This is a genomic window from Halobaculum sp. MBLA0143 (genome assembly GCF_041361465.1).
GTDB lineage: Archaea > Halobacteriota > Halobacteria > Halobacteriales > Haloferacaceae > JAHENP01.
In genome coordinates this window covers 2082628-2094774 of sequence record NZ_JBGKAC010000001.1, presented here as the reverse complement: position 1 = coordinate 2094774, position 12147 = coordinate 2082628, and the positions used below count along the sequence as shown (strand labels likewise).

Annotated in this window: 9 protein-coding genes; 5 read left to right on the top strand and 4 right to left on the bottom strand. The window is 70.0% G+C overall.

Features of this window, described 5'->3' with window-relative positions; genetic code table 11:
* Window positions 1-322 precede the first annotated feature (322 nt).
* From RYH79_RS10815 to RYH79_RS10805, 3 genes are all read left to right on the top strand, one after another.
* On the top strand, window positions 323-2953 hold the full coding sequence (locus RYH79_RS10815) for a sensor histidine kinase (protein ID WP_370898978.1): 2631 nt from the start codon (window positions 323-325) through the stop codon (window positions 2951-2953).
* Window positions 2954-3152: 199 nt separating this feature from the next.
* Window positions 3153-4076 carry an alpha/beta fold hydrolase gene (locus tag RYH79_RS10810; RefSeq protein ID WP_370898976.1) on the top strand — a complete coding sequence of 308 codons (924 nt, stop codon included), beginning with the start codon at window positions 3153-3155 and terminating at the stop codon, window positions 4074-4076.
* 250 nt (window positions 4077-4326) lie between these two features.
* Complete coding sequence (locus RYH79_RS10805) at window positions 4327-4563, top strand: hypothetical protein (protein ID WP_370898974.1); 237 nt, start codon at window positions 4327-4329, stop codon at window positions 4561-4563.
* On the opposite strand, the gene ppk1 is transcribed toward RYH79_RS10805, so the two are convergent.
* Both ppk1 and RYH79_RS10795 read right to left on the bottom strand, forming a co-directional pair.
* Window positions 4564-7047, bottom strand: coding sequence for a polyphosphate kinase 1 (ppk1, locus tag RYH79_RS10800; protein ID WP_370898972.1), 2484 nt, complete (start codon window positions 7045-7047; stop codon window positions 4564-4566).
* A 70-nt stretch (window positions 7048-7117) separates the two neighbouring features.
* Window positions 7118-7828 carry a metallophosphoesterase gene (locus tag RYH79_RS10795; RefSeq protein WP_370898970.1) on the bottom strand — a complete coding sequence of 237 codons (711 nt, stop codon included), beginning with the start codon at window positions 7826-7828 and terminating at the stop codon, window positions 7118-7120.
* Between the two features lie 147 nt (window positions 7829-7975).
* Between RYH79_RS10795 and RYH79_RS10790 the strand changes: the two genes are divergently transcribed.
* Window positions 7976-9319, top strand: a complete 1344-nt coding sequence (locus tag RYH79_RS10790) for an O-acetylhomoserine aminocarboxypropyltransferase/cysteine synthase family protein (protein WP_370898968.1) — start codon at window positions 7976-7978, stop codon at window positions 9317-9319.
* Window positions 9316-10509 carry a homoserine O-acetyltransferase MetX gene (metX, locus tag RYH79_RS10785; protein ID WP_370898966.1) on the top strand — a complete coding sequence of 398 codons (1194 nt, stop codon included), beginning with the start codon at window positions 9316-9318 and terminating at the stop codon, window positions 10507-10509. The genes RYH79_RS10790 and metX overlap by 4 nt, the downstream gene beginning before the upstream one ends.
* A 49-nt stretch (window positions 10510-10558) precedes the next feature.
* On the opposite strand, the gene RYH79_RS10780 is transcribed toward metX, so the two are convergent.
* Both RYH79_RS10780 and RYH79_RS10775 read right to left on the bottom strand, forming a co-directional pair.
* The gene (locus RYH79_RS10780; RefSeq protein WP_370898964.1) at window positions 10559-10849 is read right to left on the bottom strand and encodes a hypothetical protein; all 291 of its coding nucleotides are present in this window, start codon (window positions 10847-10849) and stop codon (window positions 10559-10561) included.
* A 102-nt stretch (window positions 10850-10951) separates the two neighbouring features.
* Entirely contained in the window at window positions 10952-11935 is a 984-nt protein-coding gene (locus RYH79_RS10775; protein ID WP_370900864.1) for a threonine aldolase family protein, read from the bottom strand.
* Between the last annotated feature and the right edge of the window lie 212 nt (window positions 11936-12147).

The window sequence follows — 12147 nt, the reverse complement described above, 5'->3', positions numbered from 1 at the left end:
CGGCCCCCCACACGACCACGGCTTCGGCCCTCCACACGACCCCGGCTTCGGCCCTCCACACGACCCCGGCCTCGGCCCTCCACACGACCCCGCTTCGGCCCTCCACACGACCCCGCTTCGGCCCCCCACACGACCACGGCTTCGGCCCTCCACACGACCCCGGCTTCGGCCCTCCACACGTCGTTGGTACCAATCAGTTGTGGGACAATTTTATTACGAGTGGATCTTATGGTGGTGCCGAGACACACATGCGTCCACCCAGTTCCGGCACGCGAGGCAAGGTTGCGAACGGTTTTGCCTCCAGAGACGGTAGAGTAATTGAATGAGCGGAGCAACGGCCGAGAAGACGACAGCCGGTGTTCGGGTTCGGGGGTTCGAGCGCGACACGGACGAGGTCGTCTCCGAAGTAGGGGACCGACTCGCCTGGGAGGTGACGCCGGACGCACCCGTCGAGGTGAGTGCGGTGTTCACCGACGATCCGGGGGAAGCGGACGCGGCGGCGACCGAGGGGGCGTTGGTCGTGGTCACGACGGAGTCGGCGGTCGCGGCGACGGTGACGACGGCCGACGTGCCAGTCGTCAGGTGGGACTACGACGACCCGCCGTGGTCGTTCCTGACGGCCCGCGTCGAGGCTGCCGTCGAGCGACGCACGGACGAACTGTCAATCGACGGGGACAGCGACACGAGGGTCGGCCACGAGCCCGTTCCGGTGCCGGGGGAGTCGGACGGCCCGGAGGCGCGGCTGGCCTCCTACGAGCAGCTGATGAACTCCGTGGGCGACGCAGTGTACGTTCTGGACGACGAGGGGCGATTCGTCTACGTCAACGAGGCGATGACGGAGCTGACCGGCTACGAGCGCGAGGAGATTGTCGGCCAGCCGCCGGGGTTCATCAAGCCGGAGGACGCCGTGGAGGACGCCGAAGACGCCCTGCGGGGGATGCTCTCCTCCGAGGGGCCCTCCTGGGCGTCGGTGGAACTGGAGATCTTCTGTGCGGACGACTCTCGGGTTCCGGTGGAAGACCACATGACACTGTTGCCGTACGAGGATCGGCTCCGCGGGACGGTGGGTGTGTTGCGCGACGTGACGGACCAACGTCGCCGGGAGGCGATGTTCGACGGACTGCTCACCGCCACCCACCGGATGATGGCCACCGACGACCCGGTGGCGATCGCCGGGATCGCAGCCGAGACGGCCGCAGAGACGCTGGAACAGGAGCTGACGACCGTCCGGTTCCACGCCGACGGGGAGCTCTCCCCGGTCGCGTCGACGGAGTCGACCCGGGAGTCACTCCCGCCACGACCGGCGTACGAACCGGGCGAGGGGGGTGTCGGCGAGGCGTTCGAGCGCGGTGAGACGGTAGAACGCGGGAACGCCGCGACGCCAGAGGGGCTCGACACGGCGTTGTACGTCCCGATGGGGGACCGCGGCACGATCACCGTCGGCTGCCGGGACGGATCGCTGGCGGGTCAGGACCGGTACTTCGCGGAGCTGCTGGCGGCGACGACGGAACGCGCGCTGGACCGGGCGACCCGCGAGCAGTCGCTGCGGCGCTACCAGGCGCTCGTCGAGCAGATCGACGACCTGGCGTTCGCCGTCGACGAGGACCGCGAGTTCACGCTGGCGACGGACCCGTTCGCGGAGGCCGTGGGGTACGACTCCGATCAGCTCGTCGGCTCGACGGTCGACGAGGTGGACACCGGGGTCGTCTCGGACGCCCTCGACACGATGTTCCAGGCGGACGGGACGGGGGTGGTCGTCAGGGAGGGGCAGCTCAGACGCTACACGGGCGAGGAGATTCCGGTTCGAATCCACGCGACCCCGGTGTCGACCACGGCGTTCGACGGCGCGGTCGTCTCCGTCGACAACATCTCCGACCTGTTGTCGGCCCGCCAGGCGGCAGAACGCACCCGCGACCGGTTCGGGGGGTTGTTCGACGCCCTGACGGACCCGGTGGTGGAGCTCCGCCTCCCGTCGACGGGTGAGTCGACCGACGCGGAGCTCGTCAGGGTGAACGACGAGTTCGACGCCCTGTTGGAGGTCGGCGAGGTGACGGGGACGACGCTGTCGAACCTCTCCGTCGACAGCCGGGTGTACGACCAACTGCTGACGGCGGCCCGACGGGCGACGGTCGGCGCCGAGGGTGAACGCGCGGAGGTCACGCTCCAGACCGGCGGCCAGACCCGTCACTTCGTCGTCAGGGACGTGCCCTACGAGGTGAACGACCAGACGCACACATTCGTCGTGTTCACGGAGGTGACGGCGCTGAAGCGGCGGGAGACCCACACGGCGGTGTTGACCCGGGTCCTCCGCCACAACCTCCGCAACGAGATCTCGGTCGTCCGCGGGTTCGTGGACCAGCTCGACCGCAAGCTGGACGGCAACGACACGGCGATCACGCGAATCAACGAGGCGGCCGAACACCTCGCCAACCTCTCGGAGACGGCCGGAGTGGTCCAGGAGATCCTCCAGTCGGAGGAACCGAAGAAACGCCCCGTAGACTTGGAGGGGATGATCCACCAGGCCGTCTCCGACACGTTGTCGGGGTACGACGACGTCAGGACGGAACTGGACACGGCTCCGGCGGAGACGATCGCGGCGACGGAGTACCTGGAGCACGCCCTCGCGGAGCTGTTCGACAACGCCGTGAGCCACAATCCGTCGGCGGAGCCGACGCTCCGGGTGTCCGTCGAACGGACGCCGGAGGTGACGACGGTGTCGATCGGCGACGACGGTCCTCCGATCCCGGAGATGGAGTGGGCGGTCGTCACCGACCAACGAGAGATCACTCAACTGCAACACGGCAGTGGGATCGGACTGTGGCTCGTCAGGTGGGTGATCGACGACCACGGCGGCGACCTCCGGCTCCGACAGAACGACGAAGACGGCACGGAGATCGTGCTCGAACTCCCCCACGGGGACGAGCGTCCGGCGACCCCCGTCGACCCGTCGTAGCGTCGCCGGTCTGTCGTCGGAGTCACACTCTCTGACGCACTCTCTCTTCGAACTGGTCTGCGGGTCCATCACACGCCGGTGAGTGTGTTCCAGTCGACCCGAACTACGGACGTTCGCGTGCTGGAGCGAGGCGACGGCCGACGGCGCCGGGTCGCCGACGAGCGGAACTTTCTGGTCGGCCGCCGCCGTCGGGGCGAGCGTGGAGCCACGCGAGACGTTTCGGACGGCACAGGCGCAGTTGGCCGACAGTCTCTCTGTCCCGGTCCGGAGCCACGAGCTCCGGGTCGACGCGTCCCCGGTGTCGACGGTCGGCGTCGTCGAGACCGGCCCGCCGGACGGTGAGCCCGTGCTCTGTCTCCCGGGGGCGACTCAGCCGGCGGCGGTGTTCCTCCCGTTGGCGGCGGCGTTGGACGGCTACCGGACGGTGGCGGTCGACCGGCCGGGCGAGGGGTCGACCGACATGATCGACTACAGTCGCGTCGACTACCGGGAGCTGAATCGGACGTTGTACCCCGCCGTCCTGGACGCGCTCGGAGTCGACGACGCACACGTTCTCGCCCACTCGCAGGGTGGGTTCCAGGCGTTCCACCTGGCGTTCGACCGCCCGGAACGGCTCCGGCGGCTGGCGTTGCTGGGCGCGCCCGGCGGGCTGACGAGTGCCGGCCCGGTGTTGTTCCGGTTGTTGGCGGTGCCGTACCTCAACCGACTGCTGATCCGTGCGAGCCGTCACGACGACCCGGAGGGGGTCCGGTCGGACTGGGAGGGGAGCGTCGTCGCCGACGCGAGCGAGGTGCCGACGGAGCTGTTGGCGGTGCAGGTGGCCAACGAGGCGTTGCCCGGTCGGGTCGAGACGCAGGCGACGCTGGCGGAGTCGCTGTGGTCGCCGTTGTCGGGCACCCGCGACCGGTTCGTGTTCCCCGACCGCGTCCGAGCGCTCGACTGCCCGACGTTGTTCGCCTGGGGGACGGAGGACAGCTACCGGCCGCCGTCCGTGGGTGAGCCGGTCGCGGCGGACATGGCGAACGCCCGGTTCGAGCGACTGCCCGGCCACGGCCACACCGTCTGGCTGGAGGCCGGCAACGACGTGGCGGGGCTCCTCCGAGAGTTCCTCCCCGACCCGTGAGCTACCTCCGTCGACACCTCTCACACGCCCGCTCGTAGTCAGGCTCACGTTCCCAGTCGCACGCGGACACCCAGATACAGTTCGAGCACGAGCGCGACGGCGAGACGGAGGGAGGCGAGACACCGGCGACGCCCCGCACGGGCCACGCGGCGCTCCACGAGGCCGCGGGGCGGCTGTTCGACGCCGAGACGGGTCCGGCGGTGCGCGGGCGGCGACGTCGGTCGCCGACTACCTCGGCCACCGCGCCGTCGTGTCCTGCCGTGTCGACGAGGGGCGCGCCGAGGCGACCCACCGGACGGAGACGTTCGCCGAACTGTCCGGCACACCCGTCTCGGAACCGCTGCCGGGGACACTCCGGACGGCCGTGGAGACGGTTGTGGACGCCAACGACTGGACGGTGTTCGTGACGGAGTCGTGGGTCGGCGGGGGGCGCTTCGAGTTCTCCGGCGTCGCACGCCCGGACGCGGGCGACGACTCGTTCGCGTAGCTACTCCGGCTCCGAGTCCGCCTCGCCGGCGCCGGGCGTGCCGGACGCCCCGCCGTCCCGCGCGTCGTCGCCGAAGCGGCCGACCGGACGCTCCGTGTCGTGGCCGGACTGGAGCGCGCCGACGCCGTCCGTTCGACTCGTCTCGCCGTCGGCCGTCTGTGTCGTCCCGTCGTCGGTCGTCCGGTCCGTCTCGTCCCCGTCCCGCCCCGTCTCGTCGCCGACGAGCAGTCCGGCGTCGATGTCGCCGTCGAACGCCGGCGGGGTGCCGACGGGCACCTTCTCGGCGTCGGCAGCCCGGCGAGCGGCTCGCATCAGCGCCGCCTGGGTGTTCAGACCCGGGACGCCGTCTTCGGGGCCACACCGCTCGTAGCTACCGTCCGGCTGCATCTCCCAGCGCTTGACCGTGTCCGACAGGAGGAGCTCCAGGTTGAACTTCAACTGTCGACGGAGCGTCGGGTCCTCGACGGGGGTGACGGCCTCCACCCGATTGTCCAGGTTGCGGTGCATCCAGTCGGCGCTGCCGATGAAGTACTCCGGCTCGCCGTCGTTCTCGAAGTAGTAGATCCGGGAGTGTTCGAGGAAGCGCCCGACGACGCTGTACACGTTCACCGTCTCGGAGATGTCGTCGAGTCCGGGTCGGAGCCGGCAGATGTCTCGGACGATCAGGTCGATCTCGACGCCGGCCGCGGACGCGCGGTACAGCTCTTCCACGATTCCGGGGTCCTCCAGCCCGTTCACCTTGACCACGATCCGAGCGTCCCGGCCGGCGCGGGCGTGCTGTGCCTCCCGGCGGATCTTCTCGGTGAACGCCTCCCGCATCGTCACCGGAGCGATCAGGAGCTTCCGGAAGTCGTCGTCCAGGGCCGGCCCGGTGAAGAAGTTGAACACCTTCACCAGATCGCGGCCGACGTCGGAGTCGGCGGTGAGTAGCCCCAGGTCGACGTACCCCTTCGCGGTCTCGGAGTGGTAGTTGCCGGTACCGATGTGGGCGTACTGACGGACGCCGTCGTCGTCCTCGCGGACGACCAACGCCGTCTTGGTGTGAGTCTTCAGTCCGATGGTGCCGTAGGCGACGTGGATGCCGTGTTCCTCCAGCTTCCGAACCCACTCTAAGTTGTTCTGTTCGTCGAAGCGGGCCTTCAGCTCTACCATCACGGCGACCTGTTTGCCGTTCTCGGCCGCGCGGATCAGCGACTCGATCACCTGTGAGTCGCTGGCGGTGCGGTAGATCGCGGCCTTCACCGCCAGCACCTGTGGGTCGCTGGCGGCGGCGTCCAGGAACCGTTGGACGGTCTCGCCGAAGTCGTGGTACGGGTGGTGGAGCAACACGTCGTCCTCGCGGATGTCGGCGAAGATCTCCCCGGGGTCGCCGTCGTCGTCCAGCCCGTCCGGCGTGTGGTGGTGGAGTCGAGGGTGGGGCTGTGGCGTCCACGACTCTAGCTTCAGCTCCGGCCGCTCCAGTTCCGTGAGCACGTCGAAGTCCCGGTAGTCGAGCGGCCCCTCGCGCTCGTACACCTCGCGGTCGGACAGCGACAGTTGGGTGGCGAGGAGTTCGCGGCTGTGGGGGTGCATGTCCGCGTCGACCTCCAGGCGGACGACGGAGGCGAACCGGCGTTCCTCGATCACCTCCTCGATCATCTCCGTGAGATCCTCGGCCACCTCCTCGTCGCGGCGCACCTCGGCGTTGCGGGTGAGCCGGAACGGGGCGGCGTCGACGATCTCCGCGTTCGGGAGCAGTAAGTCGACGTTCTCCCGGATCACCTCCTCGATCCGGACGTACCGTGCGGGGTCGCCGAGCTCACCCACCGTCCCGTCGGGAGACAACGGGACGAGCCGGGGACGGTTCGGCGGCACCTTCACCCGGGTGAAGGTGAGGTCGTCGTCGTCGCGTCGCGTCAACACTGCCAGCGACAACGACCGGTTGGAGATGAACGGGAACGGGTGAGCTGGGTCGAACGACAACGGCGTCAGCGTCGGCAGGACGGACTCCTCGAAGTACGTCCGCAGCGCCGCCCGTTCGCCGTCGTCTAACGCGTCGTACGACTCGATCCGGACGCCGGCGTCCGCCAGCGCCGGCTGCACCGCCTCGTGGTAACACCGATCCTGGCGGGCGAGCAACGGCCGGAGCGTCTCGTGGACCTCCGCCCACTGCTCGCGGGGCGTGCGGCCGTCGGCGGTGACCGTCTCGACGCCGGCCTCGACCTGTTGTTTCAGCCCGCCGACCCGCTTCATCACGAACTCGTCGAGGTTCTTCGTGACGATGGCGAGGAACCGGACCCGCTCCAACAACGGGTTCGAGTCGTCCAGCGCCTCCTCCAGCACGCGCCGTTGGAAGGCCAGCTCCGACAGCTCGCGGTTGACGTACAGCTCCGGATCCCGCAGGTCCACGTCCGTCTCGGGCTCGTGTGCGGGGGCGTCGACGTCCAGCCCCGTCGGCCAGCGGTCGTCGTCGGCTCGTCGCAGTTCGTTCTCTCTGTCTGTCATGTCGTGTGGGCGCGTCGTCCCGTGAGTCGTCTCGGCGCGAACGAGAAACGTTTACGGCCACCGCAGGCGGTCAGTCGTCGGCGCGGGCGGCGGTCGGCGTCTCCGCGTCCAACAGCTTCGACGGCGGGCGTTCCTCGTAGACGGTGTCGACGGGGAGCTGGCCGACCTCGTCGGCCCGCCAGTCGTAGTACGTCAGCGCGCGACCGTGGACACAGCCGGTGTCCAGGCCGACGGCCCCGCCCGTGTGGTGGGGCTCCTCTAGGACGGTGTGACCGAAGACGACCGTCGGGCGGGTCGTCCGGGTCTCGAACCAGTACGGTCGGTCGCCGCTGCCGTGGGGCGTCGCACGCATCGTCATCAGCTCCCGGGGGGTGTGGTCCGCGAGCGGGACGTCCGCGTCCACGCCGCCGTGGACGACGAGTGTCCCCGGGAGCGTAACCGCCAACGGGAGATCGGCCATCCACGCCAGATCCGACTCCGACAGCTCGGGCAGGCTGTCGTCCCCGTCCAACAGCTTCTGTTCGTTGTTCCCGCGAACCGTGAGGAGGTTGTCCGCCTCCCGCACTCGGTCCACGACGGCCGCGCTGTCGGGCCCCTTCCGGACGAGGTCGCCGACGAACACGACGAGATCGTCGTCGTCGACGGCCAGCTCCGACTCCAGCAGCTCCTCCAGCGCCCCGGGACAGCCGTGAACGTCGCCCACGAGGTAGATCTCCGACCACTCCTCGGGGTCGACGTGGACGGTCTCGACTGACAGTTCGGGCCGTTGGCTGCGTCGCATAGCTTCGAGAAGGGCGTTCGCGGACAATAGCGTTCGTATGTCGTCTCTGTGTGGGTATATAGATTACCCCCACCGCGCACCCACCGTTCGCCGACACCGATTCGTTACTCTTATGCATATCTCTGAGTCACAGTATACACGAGAAACATGAGCGGGGACAGTCAGGAGTCGGTCGGACGGCAGACGAGGGCGATCCACGCGGGCCACGACGCCGGGTCGGCGGCGGGCTCGCGGTCGCCGCCGATCCACCAGACGGCTTCCTTCGAGTTCCCGAGCGCGGAGGCGGCCGCGGAGGCGTACGCCCTCCGAGAGGATCGAGACGTGTACACTCGGATCTCCAACCCGACGACGCGGGCGTTGGAGCGCCGACTGGCCGCGCTGGCCGGCGGGACGGACGCGGTGGCGACCAACTCCGGGATGGCCGCGATCGACACGATCACCACCGTCCTCGCCCGGGCCGGCGACAACGTCGTCGCGTCCGCGGAGATGTACGGCGGTACGAGCAGCTACCTCGCCCGGACGGCCTCCCGCCGGGGGGTGGAGCTCCGGACGGTCGACACCACGGACCCGGCGGCGTACGCCGACGCCGTCGACGACCGGACGGCGTACGTCCACGTCGAGACGCTCGCCAACCCGTCGCTGTCGACGCCGGATCTGGAGGCCGTCGCGGCCGTCGCCCACGACGAGGCCGTCCCGTTGGTCGTCGACAACACGTTCGCCACCCCGGCGCTGTGTCGCCCGGTCGACCACGGCGCAGACGTGGTGTGGAGCTCCACGACCAAGTGGCTCCACGGCGCCGGCACCACCGTCGGCGGTGTCGTCGTCGACGGCGGCACCTTCCCCTGGGACCACTCGGACGCCGACTACGAGGAACTGAACGGCGACAACCCCGCGTTCGGCTTCGACTTCGTGGAGCGGTTCGGCGACACGGCGTTCGCGGAGGTCGCACGTCACCGCGGCGTCCGACCGCTGGGGAACGGCCAGTCACCGTTCGACGCCTGGCAGACGCTCCAGGGTGTCGCCACCCTCCCGCTGCGGATGGAGCGCCACTGCGAGAACACTCGAATCGTCGCCGAACACCTCCGAGACCACCCGGACGTAGCCTGGGTGCGTTACCCCGGGTTCGACGACCACCCGACCCACGACGCCGCCGCGGACTACCTCGACGACTTCGGCAGCGTCGTCGTGTTCGGGCTGACCGGCGGCTACGACGCCGGCGTCCGGTTCTGCGAGGCCGTCGAGGACGTGTCGTTCCTGGCGAACATCGGCGACACCCGTTCGCTCGTCGTCCACCCGGCGAGCACGACCCACGCCCAACTCGACGAAGCGGAACAACGCGCCGCCGGCGTGACGCCGGATCTCCTGCGCTTCTCCGTCGGGCTGGAGGACCCGGCGGACCTCCTGGCGGATGTGGACCAGGCGATCGAACGGGCGACGAGCGAGACGGACGCCCCCGAACGGACAGGGGCGACAGACGGGGGGCAGTCGTGACACGACGCGCCTCCCTCGGCCCGTTCCGGTTCGAGAACGGCGAGCGGGTCCCGGACCTGGAACTCGCGTACGAGACGTACGGTCGGTACGACGGCTCGAACGCGGTGTTGGTGTGTCACGCCCTCACCGGCAGCCACCACGTCCGGTCGCCGACCGACGAGGAGCCCGACGGGCCGCCGTCGGCGTTCGGCTGGTGGGACGAGGTGGTCGCCCCCGGCGGTCCGATCGACACGACCGAACAGTACGTGATCTGTGTGAACGTCCCGGGGTCGTGTCACGGCTCGACGGGGCCGACGACCGCGCGGCTCGACGGTGACGGCGTCTGGGGGTCGGCGTTCCCGACGGTAACCGTCGGCGACTGGGCGCGTGCCCAGGCCCGACTGCTGGACCACTTGGGTGTCCGGCGACTGTCGGCGGTCGTCGGCGGCAGCGTCGGCGGCATGAACGCCCTAGAGTGGGCGCGTCGCTACCCGGAGCGTGTCGACCACGTCGCCGCAGTCGCCGCCGGCCCGCGGCTGGACGCGGAGATGACCGCGACGAACGCCGTCGCCCGCCGAGCGATCACGGGCGACCCGGACTGGCAGGGCGGCGACTACCACGGGACGGGCCGCCGGCCGACACACGGGCTGGCACAGGCCCGCCGGCTGGGCCACCTCTCGTACCGGTCGAAGGCGTCACTCGACGACCAGTTCGGCCGAGAGCCCGCCGGCCGCGCCGAGCCGACGGACGACCCGACCGCCGACGACGGCACGTACCGCGCCGTGGCGTCGTACCTCGACTACAACGCCGAGCGGTTCGCCGAGCGGTTCGACGCCGTCAGCTACCTCTCGCTGCTCCGGGCGATGGAGGAGTGGGACCTCGCCGACGGCGCCGAATCGTCGACGGCGGCGCTCGCGGCGTTCGACGGGGACCTCCTGCTCGTCTCCTACACCGGTGACCGCCACTTCCCCGTCGCCGCCTCCGAGGCCGTCGCCGACGCCGCTCGCGCGGCCGACGTCTCCGTCACCCACCACACCGTCGAGTCGGAGTACGGTCACGACGCCTTCCTCGCAGACCAGTCGACGCTCGCGTCGCCGTTGTCGAGCCTGTTCGACGGCGACGACGGCGCCGACCCGCCGGAGCGACCCGGACGGACCCGGTCCGCGTCCGAGTCGGTCGCGCCCGTCCACGCCGGACTGTACGGGCCGTGAGCGGCCCGACTGGAACGCTCCCACGGCTCTGGGGTCGTTTCGCCGCCGGCTACCCGGAGCAGTGTGCCCGAGCCTCCTCCCGTATCGTCTCGGCAGCCCCCGCCACTCGCTCGTCCGTCACGGCTCCGTCCGACTCCAGCCACGTCTCGAAGCTGCCCGTCGAGCGTGCCAGCGAGAGCAGTTCGTAGCGGTCACGGTAGCCGTCGAGCTCCCGACGGACCCCGTCGGACCGGACGACACAGTATCCGTCGAGGAGCGCCGGCCGGACGACGCCTGCGCCGTCGGGTGTGTCTGGCAGGAGACGCCACTGCCTGCCCTGCAGGCTCTCCTCCACTAGCACCAGGTCGTACCCCAGGGTGACAGCCAGCGAGAAGGCTCAGTCAAGCGCCGCCAAGGCTCAGTCGAGCACCGCCGAGACCTCGCCGGTCTCCGGGTCGCCGCCCTACCGCAGGTCGGCGACGACGGCGGCGATTCGGTCGACCGCCTCGTCCACGTCGTCGGCGTCCACGTCGAGGTGGGTACACAGCCGACAGGTGTAGTCGCCGAACGCGGAGAAGGCGACGTCGCGGTCGCCACACGCGTCGGCGAACGTCTCGCCGGTGACGCCCAGCCCGTCGGTGTGGAGCATGACGATGTTGGTGTCCGGCGTCGGCGCGGCGAGGCCGTCGATCTCGTCCAAGCCGGCGGCGAGCCGCTCGGCGTTGGCGTGGTCGTCGGCCAGCCGGCCGAGGTTCTCCAGGGCGTCCAGCCCGGGAGCGGCGACCATCCCGGCCTGTCGCATCCCGCCGCCGAACAGCTTCCGGATGCGTCGGGCGTCGGCGACGAACTCCTCGGGACCGGCGAGGATCGAGCCGATCGGTGCACCGAGCCCCTTCGAGAGACAGAACATGACGGTGTCGACCCGGTCTGTCATCTCGGCGGGGTCCGTGCCCGTCGCCACGCAGGCGTTGGGTAGTCTGGCGCCGTCCAGGTGGACCGACACGCCGAGGTCGTGGGCCTCGTCGGCGGCGGCGTCGAGGTGTTCCTTCGGGACGGCGACCCCGCCGCGGGAGTTGTGAGTGTTCTCCAGCGTCACCAACCCCGTCCCGGGGCGGTGGAGGTCCTCGGCGACGAACCCCTCGCGGATCTGTGCCGGGGTCGGCACCGCGCGGTCGCCGGCGTCGACGATCCGTGGCTGGACGCTCGACAGCTGTGCGATCCCGCCCAGCTCCCACTTGTAGACGTGTGCCTGTTCGTCACACAGCAGCTCCTGCCCTCGGTCCGTGTGCGTCCGGATGGCGACCTGATTGCCCATGGTTCCCGTCGGCACGAACATCGCGGCCTCCGTTCCGACGAGGTCGGCGGCGCGGGCCTCCAGTTCGTTCACCGTCGGGTCGTCCCGGTAGACGTCGTCACCGACCGGGGCGTCCGCGGCGGACTGGCGCATCCGGTCGGACGGTCGCGTGACCGTGTCCGAGCGCAGGTCTATCACGTCCCGACCGTGGCGTCGGAGCCTGAAATACCGCGCGGTTGTGGCGAATGTGGGCGTTCACTCGCCGGGTGGCCGCCCGGCGCCGATCGTGTCGACGAATGGCGAACGATACTTATTGGTGGCCGCACATCGGGGAACGACGCGACTGCGACACACGGAGGCAGGAA